Here is a 19077-nt window from a genome sequence, read left to right on the forward strand (position 1 = left end):
GTCGGGTTCACTCAAGAGATTGCTTACGATGGGCAAAAAAGGCACGGGCGGCCTGCTCGTCCTGCTCGATCTGGGCGCGCAGGGCGTCCAGGGATTCAAAGCGCTGTTCGTCGCGCAGCTTCTTTCTTAACACCACTTGCAGTTGGCAACCATAGAGGTCGCCGTCGAAATCCAGCAGGTGGACTTCCAAAGTGGGTACTTTGCCATTAACGGTGGGTTTGACGCCAATATTGGCGATCCCCGGCCAGGCGGCGTCATCGGCCCCCAGCACGTCGACGGCAAAGACCCCGTTAACGGGGCTGACTTTTCGTTTCAAGGGCAGGTTGACAGTGGGAAACCCCAGGGTCCTGCCCATTTTGGCGCCGTGGTGGACGCGACCGCTGATGCTGTAAGGACGGCCCAGCATGGCTTCGGCATCGGCCAGGCGGTCATCTTTTAAGGCTTCACGGATACGGGTGCTGGACACCCTGTCGTCCACCAGACAAAAGCTGTCGGTATTGGTGACGGTAAAGCCATGCTCGGCGCCGGCGCTTTGCAGCATGGCAAAGTCCCCTTGGCGGCCGTGGCCAAAACGAAAATCGTCACCCACCACCAGGAATTTCACCCCCAGTCTTGCCACCAGCTGCTGCTGGATAAAGGCCTGGGGCGCCAGGCTGGCAAAATGGGGGGTAAAAGGCTCGACTATGACCCTGTCCATACCCAGGTCCGCCAGGGCCCTGAGCTTGTCGCGAAGGCGTGACAACCGGGCCGGGGCCTCGGCGCCCTTGAACAGTTCCAGGGGCTGGGGCTCAAACAGCATCACTGTCGCAGGCAGCGACAATTCACGTGCTTTTTCAATGAGTTTTCCCAATACCGCCTGGTGGCCCAGGTGTACGCCATCGAAGTTGCCGATGGTCAGCACACAGCCGTGGTGGTGGGGTCGGACATTATAGAGTCCGCGAATAAGCTCCATGAATACAGCCAGCTTGCCTGAGAAATCGCCCGATTATACCCAGAAGGCCTCGGGGGATCACCCGTCCTGCTCAGAACTGGCTGCCTGCTTTCAGGTGCCGGGGCCTAAAGCCCAGTATCACCAGTGACAGGCCATAGGCCAAAACACCGGCACCAACAAGGCTGGCCAGCCACAACGGGCGCTGAGCCAGGCTCAGCTGTTGCCAATCGGCCACGCTGGGGTTGGCGTACCAGAGCACCGCCACCATGGCCGCCGTGGCCAGGGCAATGCGGCCAAGGGTCAGCCAGGTCAAACGCCCCGGCCGGTAAATATGGCGGCGCCAGAGCCCTAAAGCCAGCAGGCCGGCGTTAAGGAAGGCCGACATGGAGGTGGCTGCCGCCAGGCCCACATAGCCCAGCTGCTCCCCCAGCAGGCTGGCCAGGACGATGTTGAACACCATATTGGCCACCATGGCGATGATTCCAATACGTACCGGGGTCTTGGTGTCCTGTTTGGCATAAAAGCCCGGGGCCAGCACCTTGATGATCATAAAGGCCACCAGGCCAGAGCCGTAGGCCCACAGGGCCAGGGAGGCGCCAAGGGCGGCGTTGACATCGAAAGCGCCGTGCAAAAACAGCACCATCAGCAGCGGCGCCGACAGCACCATCATGCCGGCGGCGGCGGGCATGCCCAGCAGCAGTACCATCCGCACGCCCCAGTCCATGGTATGGGCAAAGGCCTCGGATTCCTTACCGGCATGGCGCCGCGACAGGGTCGGCAATATAACGGTGGCAATGGCGATGCCGAACAGCCCCAAGGGAAATTCCAGTAACCGGTCGGCGTAATAGAGCCAGGAAATAGAGCCCCCCACCAGCCAGGAAGCAATAAAGGTATCCAGCAGCAGGTTAATCTGGCTGACCGACACCCCGAACAGGGCCGGTATCATCAGTTTACGGATACGGGCAACACCGGCATCACCCCAGGCCCAGCGCGGCCGCACCAAAAAACCGGCCTTATAGATGAAGGGGATTTGGAACAGCAGTTGGATAACGCCGCCGAGGAACACGCCCCAGGCCAGGCCAATCTCCGGCTGGTCCAGCTGAGGCGACAGCCAGATGGCGCAGGCGATGATGGCCACGTTCAAAAACACCGGCGTAAAGGCGGCCACCGCAAAACGGCCCAGGGTATTGAGCACGGCGCCAGCCAGGGCAGTGATGCTGATAAACCAAAGATAAGGAAAGGTGATCTTCAGCATCAAAGATGCCAGCTCAAACTTGGCACCGTCCGCCTCGCCGTTGAGCCAGGCCACAAACCAGCCGGTACCGAACAGCATGGTCACTACCGGTGAGCCTATGATGCCCAGCACAGTCACAAAGGTAATAATGAGCCCCAAGGTGCCCGATACCCTGGCCACCAATTGGCGCATGGCGTCCTCGCCCTGGTTTTGCTGCACATCCGCCAGCACCGGCACAAAGGCTTGGGAGAAGGCTCCTTCGGCAAAAAGGCGGCGCAGGAAGTTGGGGATCTTCTGGGCAAAGAAGTAAACGTCGGCCGCATTACCGGCCCCCAAAAGGTTGGCGATGACCACATCGCGGACCAGCCCCAGGACACGGGAGATCAAGGTCATAAAGCTGACCAGGGCACTGGCTTTTAGGAGTTTGCGGCTCAAGGGACGTCCTTTGACGAAAAAGCCTGTAGGCGAAGGCTGGAATTCTGCTAGAATGCGGGCCATCTTATCGCTGTATGACCACGGATGCCAACGGTCGACGGCGGCACAAAATTTGTGCGATCCGTTTGACAATGGCGCCCGAAACGGGCATATTCCGTGGCCTTTTAATATTGGACCTACCGATTTTTAGGAGTTAGACCTTGGCTAACATCAAGTCTGCGAAGAAGCGCGCGATCCAGGCAGAGAAGCGTCGTCAGCACAACGCCAGCCGTCGTTCCATGCTGCGTACCTTCGTTAAGAAAGTTCGTGCCGCTATCGCTACTGGCGACAAAGCTGTTGCTCAAGAAGCCTTCAACACCGCTCAGCCGATCATCGATCGCATGGCTGTTAAAGGCCTGATCCACAAGAACGCTGCTGCCCGTAACAAGGCTCGCCTGAACGCGCAGATCAACGCCCTGTAAGGTCAGCTTCAGAGCACAAAAAAACCGGCTTTCGCCGGTTTTTTATTTTTGGGCACTTTGTTAGTGACTGAAGAGCCTGTCCAACAGTTCGATGACCTTTTCTGCCTCATCACTTTGCAACGAGTAGAAAACGGTCTGAGCTTCCTTGCGCGTCCGAACCAATCCATCCCTGCGCAACCATGCGAGGTGTTGGGAAAGGGCAGATTGACTGAGGTTGAGCCTATCGTTCAGCTCACCCACGGACAATTCGCCTTCCTGAAGGTTTTTGAGAATGCACAAGCGCCTTTCGTTGGCCATGGCTTTCAGTAGGGTAACGGCAGGGGTCGCCTGGTCCACTAAGCTCTCACTGCAATACGTCATCACAACGTCTCCTTTCTGAATAGCCAACGCAAAACGTCCACCACCTGTCGTTTTTTCAACAAGGTAGTGAGACTGCGTGTTAAGTTAACCGCGATTTAGCTGAAGCTTGACTGAACTATATAGGGAATAAAGATGCGTAAGTTGCTTGCCTCCTTGCTGATCGCCAGTCTGCCTGCGGCAGCGGCCCTGTCAGAGCAAGACATTCAAACCGCCGCAAAGCTGAGGGACCAAGCCCTGCAAAGCAGTCAGGCCTATGATCTGGTCGAATCCCTGGTGGTGGAGGTAGGCCCACGCCTGGCCGGTTCAGACAACAATAAAAAAGCCGAAGCCTGGGCCATCAACAAATTGAAAAGCTTAGGCTTTGACAAGGTCTACACCGAAGCCGTCACCATTCCCACCTGGACCCGAGGCACCATCCACGCCGAGATTGAAGCCCCCTATCGCCAGCACCTGGTGATCAGCGCCCTGGGCGGCTCTGTGGGCACTGACGAAAATGGCATCAACGCCGAGGTGGCTTTCTTCGACAGCATCGACGATCTCAAGGCCGCCGATGCCAAGGCGGTGAAAGGCAAAATCGTCTTTATCAACAAGCGTATGGTCCGCGCCCAGGACGGTTTCCAATACGGCACCACAGTCGCCGGCCGCAGCAAAGGCGCTGTGGAAGCGGCCAAGCTGGGGGCCAAGGCAGTGCTCATTCGCTCCGTCGGCACCAGCCCGCACCGCTTCGCCCACACCGGCGTGATGCGCTATCAAGAAGGGGTTGCCCGCATTCCCGCCGCCGCCGTTTCTGTACCAGACGCCGACCTTATCGAAGCCATGGTCAAACGCGGTCAGCCGGTTCGATTGCATCTGGAACTGAGCGCCGAGCCGGGCCCCGATACCACTGTCCATAACGTCATCGCCGAAGTGACCGGCAGCGAGAAACCCGACGAAGTGGTGGTGATCAGCGGCCACCTGGACTCCTGGGACGAAGGCCAAGGCGCCATTGACGACGGTGCCGGGGTAGCCATCGCCGCCGCCGCCGGCAAGCTCATCAAAGACTTGCCCCAAAGGCCCAAGCGCACCATCCGCGTCATCTTCTACGCCGCCGAGGAAATCGGCCTCTATGGTGGTTACGCTTATGCCGAGCAGCACCAAGGTAAGAGCTTGGCCAAGCACGTGCTGGCCGCCGAGTCCGACTTCGGCGCCGGCCGCATCTACCGCCTGGACACCCGTTTCGGCCCCGAAGGAGAGCCCTTGCGCCAGGCCCTGGCCAAGGTGCTGATGCCCATAGGGGTGGATCTGGGTAACAATCAAGCCGGTGGCGGCCCCGACGTGTCCATGCTGCCGGCCCAGGGGGTACCCGTGGTGAGCCTGCGCCAGGACGGCACCTACTACTTCGATTACCACCACACCCCGGACGACACTCTCAACAAGATCAAGCCGGACGAGTTGGCCCAGAATGTGGCTGCCTGGGTGGCCATGGCCTACCTGGCTGCCCAGAACGACGCGCCCCTGCGGCCCATCCCCGAAGGCAACTTCGGCGAGTAACCGAAAAAGCCCGCCTCGCGCGGGCTTTTTCAATGAAGGGTCACAAGAACGTCAAGGCTCTGTCATCCAGGCCACCTAGCCTGAATACCCGAACACCCGTTCGGAGAGAAGACCATGACCCAGCCGCACCGCGCCGTTTTCCTGTCCGATCTGCACCTGGGTAGCAAGGACTGCCAGGCCGACTACCTGGTGGACCTGCTCCAAGGCCTGAGCGCCGAACGCCTCTACCTGCTGGGGGATGTCATCGACCTCTGGGCCATGAGCCGGCGCAGCCATTGGCCCGCCAGCCACTCCCAGGTGCTGCTGGAGCTGGAGCGCCTAGCCCAGCAAGGTACCCGCATACTCTATATTCCCGGCAACCATGACGCGCCGCTGCGCCGCTTCTGCGGCCGGGGCCTGGCCAATATCGAGGTACAACGCCGAGGCCGCCACCATCTCAAAGACGGCCGCACCCTATTGCTGACCCACGGCGACGAGTTCGACGCCGCCGTTTGCCTGGGCCGGTTCGAAAGCCTGGTGGGCAACCTGGGCTATGACCTGTTGATGTGGCTGAACCGCAGCTGCCAGGGACTGCGCAGGCGCTTCGGCCTGCCTTACTGGTCCCTGGCTGGCTATATCAAGCGCCGTATCGGCAAGGCCCAGGCCGCCATTGGCCGCTACCGCCAGGCAGCCCTGACCGCCGCCAAGGCCGAGGGCTGTGACGGTATAGTGCTGGGCCATATCCACCAACCGGCCATGGAGCAGCAGGATGGCCTTCTGTATCTCAATACCGGCGACTTCGTGGACTCCTGCTCTTTTATCGTCGAGACCGCCCAAGGTCAGCTGGAGTTGATCCATTGGACGGAACAGCGCCAAGTACTGGCCCAAACCCCGGACAAGATCCTGGTCAAAGCCGCTTAACCGGTCATAAAAGCGTCACCGTACTGTTAGCGGATCGCCATATTGGCTCCCTAGGCTGATGCCCATATCAGCCACAGAGACGCTTGCCATGTTCACAGTCGAAAAAGTACTGGAACGTCACTTCCCGCAACTGCCCTACAAGAAAGTCCTGACCCCTGTCCTACGCCAACTGCTCCATGAAAAAGACTTCCAGGACTTCGCCCAGGCCTACCCCCACATCAAGGGCTGGGACTTTATCGAAGGCGTACTGGACTACTTCGACTTCGGTTATCGGGTTGCCGACCGGGAAAAGGAGCGTATCCCCGCCACCGGCCGGGTGATCATCATCGCCAACCACCCCATCGGCAGCCTGGACGGCCTGGCCCTGCTGAAATTGGTGGGAGAATTTAGGCGAGACGTCAAAGTGGTAGCCAATGCCCTGCTGAGCGAAGTCGAGCCCCTGCGCCCCCTGCTCTGCCCCGTAAACAACATGATTGGTAGCACCCATAAGAGCCAGTTCCTGGCTATTCAGGACCACCTGGACCAGGATGGTGCCGTGATCATCTTCCCGGCAGGGGAAGTGTCACGGTTGCGCCCCCAAGGGGTGAGGGACACTCGCTGGCGGGCCGGCTTTTTGCGCCTGGCCCGCCACTGTAAGGCGCCCTTGCTGCCCCTGCGCCTGGAGGCCCGTAATTCCGCCATCTTCTACTCCACCTCCATGCTCTACAAACCCCTGGCCACCACTCTGCTGGTCCAGGAGATGTTCAAGCAAAAGCACAAGCGGCTGCAGGTCCACGTGGGGGAGCTTATCCCCCTGAGCCAGCTCGAAGGGGTGCAGGCCCTGCCCATGCGCACCCAGGTCAAACTGTTTAAAAAGCACCTCTACCGCCTGGGCACCCCCAAGAAACTGCCCTTTAAAACCGAGACCGCCATCGCCCAGCGGGAAGACCGCCAGGCCCTGATGGAGGTACTTGAGCAATGCCAGCGTCTGGGACAAACCCCGGACGGCATGCAGATCTTCCTCTATCACTTCGCCAGCGACTGCCCCTTGATGCGCGAAATAGGCCGGCTCAGGGAGATTGCCTTTAGGGCCGTGGGGGAAGGCACAGGGCGGCGCCGCGACACCGACCGCTTCGATGTGGATTACCTGCACCTGGTGCTGTGGGACCCCAAGCGCCTGGAGATCGCCGGCGCCTACCGCCTGGCCGATGCTGCCAAACTGGGGCGCTGCGGCCTCTACAGCCAGACCCTGTTCGACTACGGCCCGGACATGGACCCCATATTGGCCGAGGGCCTGGAGCTGGGCCGCAGTTTCGTGCAGCCTGCCTATTGGGGCAAAAGGGCCCTGGACTACCTTTGGCTGGGCATAGGGGCCTTCCTGGCCCAAAACCCCCAATACCGTTACCTGTTCGGGCCCGTGTCCCTGTCCGCCAATTTTCCGCCGGCAGCCCGGGATCTGATGGTCTACTTCTACCGTCTCTATTTTGGTAAAGAAAGCCTGAGCACCCGCCACCGCAGCCCCTACCAGTTGGACCCCAGCACCTTGGCGGACCTGACCGCCACCTTCAAGGGGGACGACTACAAGCACGACTTCGTGCTGCTCAAGGACAAACTGGCCAGCATGGGGGTCAGCGTACCCACCCTGTACAAGCAATATGCCGAGGTCTGTGAACCGGGCGGGGTGCGCTTCCTGGACTTCGGGGTGGACCCGGACTTTGGCGACTGCGTCGACGGCCTGGTACTGGTGGATGTCGAGCAGCTCAAACCGCAAAAGCGGGCCCGCTATATCGATGCCCACCAACCCCAACAAGCCTGAGCACCCCTGACAAAAAGGCCCCTTCTGGGGCCTTTTTGTTTTAGAGGCTGGCCAGCAGCGCTTGGTAAATCTCGATAAGACGTAAAAATTCGCTCTTTTCCACCCGCTCGTTGGCCTGGTGGATGCTGGCATTGGGCAATCCCAGCTCTATCACTTCGGCCCCCTGGGCGCGGAAAAAGCGCCCATCCGAGGTACCACCGGCGGTGGACAGTACCGGGAACTGGCCAAGGCCGGCAAAGACGGCCTTTTCCACCCGGGTCAGGAAATTGGGCTGCTGGTCGGCAAACTGGCTGAAGTAGGGCTCGCAGGGCCGGCTCCAGCCCAGTTGGTAGCTGAGGTCCGCCGGTACCAGGGCACGGATGCACTGGTCGATGGCGTCACTGTTGGTGCGGTGGGAATAGCGCAGGTTGAACTTGATGCTGACGGTACTGGGGGTAACGTTATCCAGCCAGTCCCCGTGTTCAAGGCCGGTGATGTGCAGGGAGGTACCTGGGAAATCGGCGGCGCCTTGGTCCCATTCCAGGGCGGCCATACGCTCCCCCAGAGCCAGGGCCCGGTGCAGCAGGTTGGCCCCGGACGGCAGATAGGCCACATGGCCGGCCTTGCCACTTAAGGTGAGGGTGCCGGAGATGGCGCCGCGCCGCCCTACCCTCAGGGTGTCGCCGCTGTGGTGGCGGGCCGTGGGCTCCCCCACCAATATCCAAGGGGGCAGCTGACCCTGGCCGGCCAGGTGCTCGGCAATCACCCTTGAGCCAAATTCCGCTTCCCCTTCTTCGTCCGAAGTGAGCAGCACCATGACCCCGGGCAGCTCGGCGCCAGCGTCCAGGGTCCTTTCCAGGGCCACCAGGAAGGCGGCGATGCCCCCTTTCATATCGGCTATGCCCCGGCCATAAAGCTGGCCACCCATTTCGGTGAGGGCAAAGGGGTTGACCTGCCAATGCTGGCCAGCGGGCACCACGTCGGTGTGACCGGAAAAGGCCAGGCTGGGCTGGCCTGGGCGGCGGGCAATAAGATTGCTTACCCCTTGGCAGGGCAACCACTGGATGGCAAAACCGAGCCGTGACAGCTGGGCGGCCAGATAACGCTGGCAACCGGCATCGTCCGGGGTGATTGATGCCAGGGAAAGGAGGTTGTCCAGGTGGATGAGTTCGGGCGCAAGGGCCAGGGCGGGACTGAGGCTCATAGATGGTGTCCAGGTAGCAACCTGGACACCATCTAAACAAAGCCCTTTGACAGTTTAATGATCGAAGAAGCTGTGGAAGCGCAGGGCCTCGGTTTCCAGGTTGCAAAGCCTGGCCACCGCCGGATGCTGGATCATCCGCTCAGCAAAGATCACGTAGTAGCGCTCCTTGATGGCATCGGCCTGGCCCAGGCAATAAACCCCAAACTGCTGCTCGAACTGCTCGTTGTTGACCGCTGGCGCCACAAAGATCTCCCGCCCTACGGCTCCGAACGCCTGCATCAGGCCGGAGTCGTCAAACTCCCCCCCTATGGTAGGGTTCAGGCCCTGCTCGTCCAGCCAACTTTTCAGCTCCCGCCCTACCGCCGTCTTGCGACTGGGCAGCAGCAGCGGCCTTTCCTCCAAGCAGGCGGGGAAAGGCTGGGTCAGCTGGTCACGGCAGAAAAACGCCAGGGAGTAATCGGCGATGGATCGGGAATGCAGGCCAGGCTCTGCCGCCGAGTCTATGGGGCAGTCCGACACTATCATGTCCAACTTGTGGCTTTTCAGCTCATCCAACAGCAGTTCGTGGCGGGATTCGAAGCAGCTCAAGGCCACCTCCATGTCCGGGGGTGAGGCCACCCTCAGCAGCTGGGCCACCACCCATTTGGACAAGGCGTCCGCCACCCCCACGTCAAAGCGCACCGACTCGTGGCGCTGGTAGTCCAGGATGTCGATAAGCTCATAGGACAGGTTGAACATGCGGTCGGCATAACGGAAGACCAGCCGGCCCAGCTCGGTGGTGTCCAGGCGCCGGCCGCGCTTGGTCAGCAAGGGGCCCATGCGCCCTTCCAGCAGCTTGAGCTGGCCGGAAATGGTTTGGGGGGTGACGCAAAGGGCCTCGGAAGCCGCCGCCAGAGAGCCTTTGCGGACCAGCATCCAAAAGTAATAGAGGTGGTTGTAATTTAAATGGGCCATATCACTGACAACTGAATGCCTTGTTCAAGTAGTGGAGGAGATCCTGTTCGGATTGGATGCCGGCCTGGTCAATCTCGGTGCGCAGTTCCACCAGCAGCTTGTCCTTGTCAGGGTTCTTGTTGTCGCAAAGGCGGCTACGCATATAGTCAAGGCGACCACCAATACGTTGGGCTTTTACCCTGTCCAGGTAGCCGGAACCGTCGGCACCCTTGTTGTCGTTGAGCATCTTGACCCCATCCACCACCCCCAACAGGTAGTCGCGGCAGCGTTCCTGCTCTGGCCCATCGGCCAGGCAGAATTCGTCAAAATGAGACAAGGGCTGGGTATTGTGCTCGGCCAGGGCCGGCATGGCCAGCAACATGGCCGGTATCAGCAGGACTTTCATGACGCAGGCTCCTCGGTGTTGGGGGAAAGGCTTCGCTTCATCAACCAGTAACCGACAATGGCAGCCACCGTCGAGCCGGCCAAAATCCCCAGTCGTGAATAGGTGTCGTAGATCACGTGCTCATGTTGATAGGCCAGTGACGCAATGAACATGGACATGGTAAAGCCGATACCGCACAACACAGACAAGGCCAGGATCTGCCGCCAATTGGTGTGCTCCGGCAGGCTGGCAACCCCGGCTTTCACCGCCAGCCAGGTGGCACTGTAGACACCCAAGGGCTTGCCGATGAACAGGCCCAGCATGATGCCAAGGGGTAAGGGCGCCAACAGGCTGTCAAGGCTCAGCCCCTGCAGGGACACGCCGGCATTGGCCAGGGCAAAGAGCGGCAATATCAAGATGGCCGTGTAGTCAGACAGCATGTTTTCCAGGCGGTGGGCCGGCTTGTCGTGGCCAACCTTCTGGGGGATCAAAAAGCCAATCAAGACACCGGCCAGGGTGGCATGCACACCGGACTTGAGGACGCTGACCCACAGCACCGCCCCCACCAGCAGGTAAGGCAGCAAGCGGCGCACATTGAGCAGGTTCATCAGCACCAACACCGCAGTAGCAGCCCCGGCGATGGCCAAGCTGAGGGTGGAGAGCTCATGGGTATAGAACAGGGCAATGATGATGATAACGCCCAAGTCGTCGATGATGGCCAGTGCCAACAGGAAGATCTTCAGGGCCGGTGGCACCCTTTTGCCCAGCAGCGCCAACACACCTACCGCAAAGGCGATGTCGGTGGCGGCCGGAATGGCCCAGCCTTGGCGGTTGATGGGATCGTCAAAGTTGAGGGTCAGGAACACCAGGGCTGGGGCCAACATGCCGCCGATGGCGGCGATAACCGGCAACACCGCCTTTTTCGGGCTCGACAGGGCACCACTGATCAGCTCGTGTTTGACCTCAAGGCCAATGAGCAGGAAGAAGATGGCCATCAAGCCGTCGTTCACCCAGGCCAGCCAGGGTTTGTCCACTACCAGGGGGCCGGCCTGCACAACCAAGGGAGTAGCCAACCACTGCTGGTAATAACCGGCCCAAGGTGAGTTGGCCAAGGCCATGGCCAGGGCCGCCGCCAGTATCAGCAGGGTGCCCCCACGGGTGTCGGGGGTAAACAGCGACTTCAGAAATACCTTCATTTTCAGGACACACCTCGAGGCGAAGCACAGGAATTCCCAGACTAAGGGAGATATTAATTAGATAAAATCCCGTTCTTTCGCCAGAAATATAAACCTAAACCGAAGTATAGCCTGAAAAATAAAGCCGCACGAGGCGGCTTTATTCAGATGGCCACAGGGGCCTTGATATGAGGATGGGGGTCGTAACCCTCGATCACGAAGTCTTCGAAGCGGTAGTCGAAGAGACTCTCTGGCTTGCGCACTATCTTGAGAGTGGGCAAGGGTCGGGGCTCGCGGCTGAGCTGCAACCTGGCCTGCTCCAAGTGGTTGCTGTAGAGGTGGGTGTCCCCCCCTGTCCAGACAAAGTCACCAACCTCCAGCCCCACCTGCTGGGCCACCATATGGGTCAGCAGAGCATAACTGGCAATGTTGAAGGGCAGGCCAAGGAACACATCGCAGCTGCGCTGGTAGAGCTGGCAGGACAGCTTGCCGTTAGCCACGTAGAACTGAAACAAGGCATGGCAGGGGGCCAGAGCCATCTTGTCCAGTTCCCCCACATTCCAGGCCGACACTATGATGCGCCGTGAATCTGGGTTGCTCTTGAGCTGCTCCAATACCTGGCTGAGTTGGTCTATATGGCGACCGTCGGCGCTAGGCCAGCTGCGCCACTGGGCACCATACACAGGCCCCAGGTTCCCCTCCTCATCGGCCCATTCGTCCCAAATGGAGACGCCGTTGTCCTTGAGGTAGCCGATATTGGTGTCGCCGTTGAGGAACCACAGCAGCTCGTGGATGATGGAGCGCAGGTGGCACTTCTTGGTGGTGACCAGAGGGAAGCCTTCTTGCAGGTTAAAACGCATCTGATGCCCGAAGACGGACAGGGTGCCGGTACCGGTCCTGTCGCTTTTCTCGGCGCCGTTGTCCAGCAGGTGCTGCATCAGGTCAAGGTAGGCCTTCATGCCTTGGCTCCTTTCTTCAGGCTCCAGGTGATAAGGGCTATGCCGCCGAGGATCATCGGCAGGGACAGCAGCTGCCCCATGGTGATAAAGCCCCCCAGCTCACCCAACTGCGGGTCCGGCTCGCGAACGAACTCCACCAGGGAACGGAAGCAGCCATAGAGCACCAGGAACAGGCCGGAGATGCTCCCCCTGGCACGAGGCTTGGCGGAGAACCACCAAAGGATAGAAAACAGCACCAAGCCTTCCAAGAGGGCTTCGTAAAGCTGGCTGGGGTGGCGGGCAACAGGGCCGCCGCTGGGGAATACCATGGCCCAAGGCAAATCGGTGGGGCGGCCCCAAAGTTCGCCGTTGATAAAGTTGCCCAGACGGCCCATGCCGAGGCCGATGGGCACCAGCGGAGCCACAAAATCCCCTATGGTCAGGAAAGTCCGCTTGGTCTTGCGGGCAAAGTAAGCCATGGCGGCAATCACCCCAAGCAGGCCGCCGTGAAAGGACATGCCCCCCTGGTCGACCCTGAACAGGTAGAGGGGATTGTCCAGGAAAAGATCGAAATGGTAGAAGAGCACATAACCGATGCGGCCGCCGACCACTACCCCCAAGAAGCCGTAGAACAGCAGGTCGCTGACCTCCTGGCGGGTCCAACCGGAGTTAGGCCTGTCGGCGCGACGGTTGGCCAGGTACATGGCGGCAAAAAAGCCGATAAGGTACATCAAGCCGTACCAGCGCACCGCCAGGGGCCCAACATGAAAAATCACAGGGTCAAAGGCGGGGAAGTGCAGGGGTGTCGACATAACAGGTCCTAGTTCAACAACATTTCCAGTCCCACCAGCACCAGCAGGGCGGCAAAACCGAGTTTAATCTTCTGGGCCGGCACCTTGTGCAGCAACCGTACACCCAGTGGCGCCATAAAGAAGGCCCCGGGGAGCAGGGCCAGCAGCGCCGGTAGGTACAAGTAGCCGAAACTGCCGTCCGGCAATCCCGTCTGTTGCAAACCATTGATGGCATAAGAAAGGGAGCCGGCCACCGCCACCGCCAGAGTGCAGGTGGCCGCAGCAGCCACCGCCTGGGTAAGAGCCATGCCGGCAAAGGTCAACAGGGGGACCAGCAAGGTACCGCCCCCTATGCCCAGCATGGAAGAGATAACCCCAACACCGACATTAATGCCCCCAAGAGCCGGGTTGGACAGGCGCAGCTGTTCGCTTGGTAGCGGTTGGGCTTTGCGCATCAACATGCGCCAGGCCGAAAAAAACAGGAAGACGGCAAAGAAGCGTTTTAGCCAGAGGCCACTCATCAAGGACGCTACCTGGGCACCCAATAGGCCGCCGATGATCATCCCCATCACCAGCCAGCGAGCCTGTTGCCAGGGCACTGAGCTGCGGCGCTGATGGGCCATAACGGAGGATGTACCTGTTACGCAGATAGTGGCAAGGGAAGTGGCCAGGGCCATGGGCATCACCAGCTGGTGCTCTATCCCCATTTGCGGCAATAACCAGGCCAGGGTAGGTACTATAATGAGGCCGCCGCCTATGCCCAGCAGGCCAGACAGTACACCGGCCAAGGCACCCAGCACCAGGCAGACCCCTACAACTAACAGCACCGGCAACTCCAGCCTTTTCCCAAAACGCCCATGGTACCTTAGCGCCCCGCCCTTAACCAATGACCAAAGCCGGCACTGCTCAGGGGTTGGTGCAGTTGCCAGCTAAGTTCGTCGGCGTCCTTGCTGTCGAGTATGGCCGCCTTGAGGTCGTCTAATTCCCCCAAAGACAGGCGCTTAAGCAGGTGTTTGGCACGGGCCACCTGGCTTGCGTTCATGGACAGCTGCCGATACCCGAGGGCCAGCAGCAAGGTAATGCCCATCACTTCACCGGCCAGCTCGCCACAGACCGACACCGGCAGGCCCAGCTCACCGCACTGGCGCTGGATCTGGGCCAGGGCCTGCACCACGGCAGGATGAAAGGGTGAGAAGAGATCCGCTACCCTGGGGTTGTTGCGATCTACTGCCAACAGATATTGGGTCAGGTCATTGCTGCCCACCGACACAAACTGCACCCGCCCGGCCAGGGCCGGCAACAGGTAGAGAGCGGCCGGCACTTCCACCATCACCCCCACCTGTGGCAAGGGAAAATCCCCCAGGCTGTCGCACAGTTCGAAATGGGCCTGGCGCAGCAGCCGTATGGCTTCATCCACCTCCGAAATAGAGGAGATCATCGGCAGCAGGATCTGCAGATTGCCCTGCTGCTGATGGGCCCTGAGCATGGCCTTGAGCTGGATGAGGAAGATATCCGGTTGGTCCAACGTGATGCGGATCCCCCGCCAACCCAGGAAAGGATTGTCTTCTTTAATAGGCAGGTAAGGCAGGGGTTTATCGCCCCCCACGTCCAGGGTGCGCAGCGTCACCGGCAAGCCTGGGTAACGGGACAAAACGTGGGAGTAAAGCCGGAACTGTTCTTCTTCCCCCGGAAATCGGTTGGCCAACATGAAGGGCACTTCGGTTCGGTACAGGCCAACCCCATCTGCCCCCTGCCCTGCCGCCACATCGGTGTCCGCCGACAAACCTGCATTGATATAGAGTTTGATCCGTTGGCCGTCCAGGGTCAGGGCCGGACCCTTGGCGCTTTCCAGTATGTCTTTGGAAATACTGGCTTCTTCCTGAATAAGCCGCTGGTATTCCCGCTCCAAAGCCGGTTCTGGATCGATAAAGCAGCGGCCGGTATAGCCGTCGATAATGATGCGTCTACCGGGCAAGGCCGACAGGGGCAACGAGCTGACCCCCAGCACCGCCGGTATGCCAAGGGCGCGGGCCAGGATGGCGGCATGGGAGTGGCCCGAGCCGCGCCGGGACACGATGCCCTTGAGCTGCTCCTTGGGCACTTCGGCAATCATGGTGGCACTGACTTCGTCGGCCACCAGAATAAGATCACCCTCAGGCTGAGCCTTGGTCAATTGGCTGGCCGACAGGGCCTGGAGCAGGCGCAGGCCAACGTCTTTGAGATCAGTGGCCCGCTCCCTGAGATAGCTGTCTTCCATGGCACTGAACTTGTCGACGGTTTCGTCTATCACCGCCTTAAGGGCCCACTCGGCACTCAAGCCTTTACGGATCAAGGCCCTGACCGGGTCCCCAAGGCTGGCAGGCGCCAACAGCTGCACATAGAGTTCGAAAATGCCTTGGGTCTGGCTGGGCAGATCCAGTCGCTTGGCCAGGTCCCGCAAGGTTTTCTGGGTGCTGCCCACGGCATCGTCAAAGCGCTTGAGTTCCAGGGCCTGGTCGGCTTCGGTCACCTCTGCCAGATCTTCAAAGGTAAGGCTGGGGATCTTGACCAGGCAGGTACCCATACCAATACCCGGCGCCCCGGCTTGGCCCATGGCCGAGCGCTTCCAGCCGGTCTGAGCTCGCAGCAGGCGGGTGCGTTCCTCCACATTGGCCAGGGCCGGTGCCAGTTGGTTGGCCAAGGTCACCAGACAGGCCTCTTCCTCGCTGTCGAAGATGCGGGCGTCGCGCTGCTGGATAGTCAACACCCCCAGCACCCGCCGCCGAAAGATAATGGGCACTCCAAGGAAAGACTGGAAGACTTCCTCATTGAGTTCTTCTATGAGTTTAAAGGCGGGATGATGCTGGGCATCGGCCAGGTTGATGGGCTCTTCCTTGGATGCCACCAAGCCCACCAGCCCTTCTTGGTAAGAGAGCGTGCAAACAGTGCCAGGAGGCAGGGTCAGGCCCTGGGTAGCCACCAATTGCAACAGGCCGGCATCGGCGTCGGCCAGGTAAATGGAACACACTTCGGTGTTCATCAGCTCGCAAATAGCCCCCACCAGCCAAGCCACCGCCTGGTCCAGTGACCCGGCGCTGTTGACCTGTTGGACGATACGTTGGAGCTGCGTCAGCATAGGCGGGAACTCCGCAAGGCTTGGCAATAGGAATGCCTTGGCGGTCGCCACAAGTCAAGGGAAGGTCGCCGCCACAAGCGGCAAAAAAGAGCAGGTACCGGGACTGTGTAGGTCTCAGCACCCATAGGCTCAGGCCCTCTTCCTGTCTTGCCGGCCAAAGGGCATGGCCAGGGAGGAGAACTCCTTCATGACCCGCCGATAGACATCCCGCTTAAAGGACACCACTTGGCGCACCGGATACCAGTAACTGACCCAACGCCAGTCATCAAACTCCGGATGGCCGGTGGCCCCCAGGTTAACCGCTGATTCGGGCGCGGTGAGTTGCAACAGGAACCACTTCTGTTTTTGGCCAATACATACCGGCGCCTGTTCCTTACGGACCATGCGCTTGGGCAGGCGATAACGCAGCCAATGGCGTGAAACGGTCAGGATCTTCACATCCTTGCGTTTCAGGCCCACTTCCTCCCAGAGCTCACGATACATGGCCTGTTCGGCCGATTCCCCGTCGTTGATACCGCCCTGGGGAAATTGCCAGGAGTGTTGGCCCCTTCTTCGGGCCCAGAGGACCTGGCCCTGCTGGTTGCAAATCACAATGCCGACATTTGGACGAAAACCGTCGTTATCGATCATGCCAGCCTCAAAAAAAGCATTATTGCCTGGATTGTTCCACAGATGCGGTTGACCAGCAAAGGAATTAGCGGCGGGGACACGCAACCGTTTCCCCATATGGCATCCTCAAAGATATTATCCACAACGGCAAACCGGATTCCATGCACAAATTCTGTGGACAACACTGTGAATACTCTGGTGAATTCTGCAAAGTTATCCAACCCAGGGTTCTTCGCAAACTTTAACAGAACCGAACAAAACAGCGTAAGGCCATGTTTTTAATTAATTTAAAGTTCATCTGCCGAAGACGTCAGACCATTGACAACTAAGGATCCTGCGATCTGGATGCTTCACCTCTGTGGATGACTCTCACCGCTCAGTAGTTAATCACTGGCAAATAATCCACAGAAGTGGGCCACTTTTTTCACACTCAACCTGTGACAGCTGTCTTGAATGGGGACTTATCCCAGTTTTTTGTGCATGAAAATGTGGATAGCAGGCCCATTGTCCCTGAACAAGCTGGCACTTTAACCAATGAATCACCAATAAGTCCTTATAGATCATTAAGTAAGAGATCATGAGCCATGTGCATAACAGCGCCGCCATCCAATGGGTAAAGATCGTACAGCCCAACAACGGCAAACAGGGTAAGATGCCGCCATGAACAGACCGCAGATCCACAGCCAGCCACCCGCCGACCTCGACAGCCTGATGCAGCGCGCCCACAGCCTGGCCGGCTACCGCCTGGCCGACTTAGGTCCCATCGCCGGCATAGGGGTGCCCAAGGACTTGAAAAGGGAAAAAGGCTGGATGGGTATGTTGCTGGAAATGCTGCTGGGGGCCGAGGCGGGCTCGAAGCCGGAGCCGGATTTCCCTTCCCTGGGTGTCGAGCTGAAAACCCTGCCGGTAGACCGCCACGGCAAGCCTCTGGAAAGCACCTTTGTGGCCGTGGCTCCCCTGGAGGGCTGGCAAGGGGTGCAATGGCACAACAGCCATGTACGCCATAAGCTCAGCTGCGTGCTGTGGATCCCCATACTGGCCGAACGCGGCCTGCCGCCCGCCGAACGGGTGGTGGCCACGCCTTTCTTGTGGCGTCCCAGCCTCGAACAGGAACAGGCCCTGCGCCAGGACTGGGAAGAGCTGGTCGAACTCCTGGCCTTGGGGCGTTTTCATGAGATCACTGCCTACAAGGGCCAGTTCCTGCAATTAAGACCCAAGGCCGCCCACGGCGCCGTCAAGGTATTGGCCTTGGACCAGGACGGCAACCAGGTCTCAGTTCAACCCAAAGGGTTTTACCTTCGAAGCCTCTTTACCCGGCAACTATTAGCCGACGCCTTTAACTTGGCATGAGAACCCACAAGTGATAATAATTATCACTAACAAGGAGTCCTCTCATGCTTTTACCTACTGGTGTGCGCCTGGGCCTGTTGTCGTTAGTGGCCCTCGCCTGGTGGCCTGTCCATCACTCCGATAGCTGGCTGGCCCATGGCTTCCTGGCGTCAGCCCTGATCTGCTTGCTGTTCAATCCGGTACTGGCGCTGCGGATCTGTGCGCCAGTACTGTGTTTAAGTACCCTCTTAAGCCTGATGCCCTGACAGCCCCCGCAAAGGGAGTTATGCTGATTTAACAAGCACCCAGGCAGTCAAGAGGTTGATATGAGCCATATCGCCATCATCGGCGCCGGGTTAAGTGGTATCACCGCTGCCCGGATCTTGCAGGGACAGGGACACGCCCCCACTATTTTCGAAAAGAGCAAAGGCACAGGCGGTCGAATGGGAAGTCGACGCAGCCAGTGGGGGAGTTTCGACCTCGGTGCTCAGTATTTTACGGCCCGCCATCCCCGGTTCATTGACGAACTGGGTAACTGGACAGCCCAAGGCATAGCGGCTGAATGGCCGGTTGCCCCCTACCATATTTCCAGCAGAGGCCCCATCCATGCCCAGGACGTGGTGCAGCGCTATGTGGGCCAACCCCATATGAGCGCCATCACCCGCTATCTGGCATCCAGCCTGGATGTACGCTTTGAAGTGAGCATCTGCAGCTGCCACCACAGGGACGAACAATGGTGGCTTGAAGATCAGGACGGCAAGGCCCATGGCCCTTTTGACGGCCTGCTGGTGACAGTACCAGCCCCCCAGGCAGCGCCTCTGGTCAGCGCCAGCCCCAGGCTGGCGATGCTGACCCGTAAGGTGCGTATGGAGCCTTGCTGGGCGGTGGGGCTGGTGTTTTCACAACCTCTGGCCACTCCCATCAAGGCCGCCTTCGTGGAAAGCGACAGCATCCAGTGGCTGGCCCCGGGCTC

At 59.6% G+C, this 19077-nt stretch carries 19 protein-coding genes; 7 read left to right on the forward strand and 12 right to left on the reverse strand.

Annotated elements, in window-relative coordinates; translation table 11 throughout:
* Positions 1-7: 7 nt before the first annotated feature.
* Positions 8-952, reverse strand: coding sequence for a bifunctional riboflavin kinase/FAD synthetase (gene ribF / locus B3C1_RS17270; protein ID WP_051012951.1), 945 nt, complete (start codon positions 950-952; stop codon positions 8-10).
* A gap of 70 nt (positions 953-1022) precedes the next feature.
* The gene (gene murJ / locus B3C1_RS17275; protein ID WP_008486401.1) at positions 1023-2600 is read right to left on the reverse strand and encodes a murein biosynthesis integral membrane protein MurJ; all 1578 of its coding nucleotides are present in this window, start codon (positions 2598-2600) and stop codon (positions 1023-1025) included.
* A gap of 200 nt (positions 2601-2800) precedes the next feature.
* Between murJ and rpsT the strand changes: the two genes are divergently transcribed.
* Positions 2801-3061 carry a 30S ribosomal protein S20 gene (gene rpsT, locus B3C1_RS17280; protein WP_008486403.1) on the forward strand — a complete coding sequence of 87 codons (261 nt, stop codon included), beginning with the start codon at positions 2801-2803 and terminating at the stop codon, positions 3059-3061.
* Positions 3062-3121: 60 nt separating this feature from the next.
* On the opposite strand, the gene B3C1_RS17285 is transcribed toward rpsT, so the two are convergent.
* Positions 3122-3421, reverse strand: a complete 300-nt coding sequence (locus tag B3C1_RS17285) for an ArsR/SmtB family transcription factor (protein ID WP_008486405.1) — start codon at positions 3419-3421, stop codon at positions 3122-3124.
* A 132-nt stretch (positions 3422-3553) separates the two neighbouring features.
* Here B3C1_RS17285 and B3C1_RS17290 point away from each other — a divergent pair, with 132 nt between their 5' ends.
* The 3 genes from B3C1_RS17290 (at position 3554) to olsF (ending at position 7646) form a co-directional block, all read left to right on the forward strand.
* Entirely contained in the window at positions 3554-4951 is a 1398-nt protein-coding gene (locus B3C1_RS17290) for a M20/M25/M40 family metallo-hydrolase (protein ID WP_008486406.1), read from the forward strand.
* A 114-nt stretch (positions 4952-5065) separates the two neighbouring features.
* A complete protein-coding gene (locus tag B3C1_RS17295) occupies positions 5066-5851 on the forward strand; it encodes a UDP-2,3-diacylglucosamine diphosphatase (RefSeq protein ID WP_008486407.1) in 786 nt (261 codons plus the stop codon).
* Positions 5852-5939: 88 nt separating this feature from the next.
* A complete protein-coding gene (gene olsF / locus B3C1_RS17300) occupies positions 5940-7646 on the forward strand; it encodes a bifunctional ornithine lipid synthase OlsF (protein WP_008486408.1) in 1707 nt (568 codons plus the stop codon).
* A 40-nt stretch (positions 7647-7686) separates the two neighbouring features.
* Here the strand turns inward: olsF and dapE are convergent, their stop codons facing one another.
* From dapE to rppH, 9 genes are all read right to left on the reverse strand, one after another.
* The gene (dapE, locus tag B3C1_RS17305; protein ID WP_008486409.1) at positions 7687-8829 is read right to left on the reverse strand and encodes a succinyl-diaminopimelate desuccinylase; all 1143 of its coding nucleotides are present in this window, start codon (positions 8827-8829) and stop codon (positions 7687-7689) included.
* A gap of 54 nt (positions 8830-8883) precedes the next feature.
* Positions 8884-9783: a transcriptional activator NhaR gene (nhaR, locus tag B3C1_RS17310; protein ID WP_008486410.1), complete on the reverse strand. Its 900-nt coding sequence runs from the start codon at positions 9781-9783 to the stop codon at positions 8884-8886.
* 1 nt (position 9784) lies between these two features.
* Positions 9785-10168: a hypothetical protein gene (locus tag B3C1_RS17315; protein ID WP_008486411.1), complete on the reverse strand. Its 384-nt coding sequence runs from the start codon at positions 10166-10168 to the stop codon at positions 9785-9787.
* Positions 10165-11343 (reverse strand): Na+/H+ antiporter NhaA, encoded by a 1179-nt coding sequence (gene nhaA / locus B3C1_RS17320; RefSeq protein WP_008486412.1) that lies wholly within the window; start codon positions 11341-11343, stop codon positions 10165-10167. The genes B3C1_RS17315 and nhaA overlap by 4 nt, the downstream gene beginning before the upstream one ends.
* Positions 11344-11486: 143 nt before the next feature.
* Entirely contained in the window at positions 11487-12281 is a 795-nt protein-coding gene (gene thyA, locus B3C1_RS17325) for a thymidylate synthase (RefSeq protein ID WP_008486414.1), read from the reverse strand.
* Positions 12278-13072: a prolipoprotein diacylglyceryl transferase gene (gene lgt / locus B3C1_RS17330; RefSeq protein ID WP_008486416.1), complete on the reverse strand. Its 795-nt coding sequence runs from the start codon at positions 13070-13072 to the stop codon at positions 12278-12280. The genes thyA and lgt overlap by 4 nt, the downstream gene beginning before the upstream one ends.
* An 8-nt stretch (positions 13073-13080) precedes the next feature.
* Positions 13081-13878, reverse strand: coding sequence for a sulfite exporter TauE/SafE family protein (locus B3C1_RS17335; RefSeq protein WP_035482650.1), 798 nt, complete (start codon positions 13876-13878; stop codon positions 13081-13083).
* A gap of 38 nt (positions 13879-13916) precedes the next feature.
* Positions 13917-16166, reverse strand: coding sequence for a phosphoenolpyruvate--protein phosphotransferase (gene ptsP / locus B3C1_RS17340; RefSeq protein WP_008486418.1), 2250 nt, complete (start codon positions 16164-16166; stop codon positions 13917-13919).
* Between the two features lie 129 nt (positions 16167-16295).
* Positions 16296-16796, reverse strand: coding sequence for an RNA pyrophosphohydrolase (gene rppH, locus B3C1_RS17345; protein WP_008486419.1), 501 nt, complete (start codon positions 16794-16796; stop codon positions 16296-16298).
* Between the two features lie 639 nt (positions 16797-17435).
* On the opposite strand from rppH, the gene mutH reads away from it, so the two are divergent.
* From mutH to B3C1_RS17360, 3 genes are all read left to right on the forward strand, one after another.
* Positions 17436-18125: a DNA mismatch repair endonuclease MutH gene (gene mutH / locus B3C1_RS17350; RefSeq protein ID WP_008486421.1), complete on the forward strand. Its 690-nt coding sequence runs from the start codon at positions 17436-17438 to the stop codon at positions 18123-18125.
* A gap of 44 nt (positions 18126-18169) precedes the next feature.
* Positions 18170-18370, forward strand: a complete 201-nt coding sequence (locus B3C1_RS17355; RefSeq protein ID WP_008486422.1) for a hypothetical protein — start codon at positions 18170-18172, stop codon at positions 18368-18370.
* A 60-nt stretch (positions 18371-18430) separates the two neighbouring features.
* Positions 18431-19077 (forward strand): NAD(P)/FAD-dependent oxidoreductase (locus tag B3C1_RS17360; RefSeq protein WP_035482652.1); only part of this gene is annotated, 647 nt, incomplete at its 3' end.

Origin of the sequence: Gallaecimonas xiamenensis 3-C-1 (assembly GCF_000299915.1) — a bacterium.
Lineage (GTDB): Bacteria > Pseudomonadota > Gammaproteobacteria > Enterobacterales > Gallaecimonadaceae > Gallaecimonas > Gallaecimonas xiamenensis.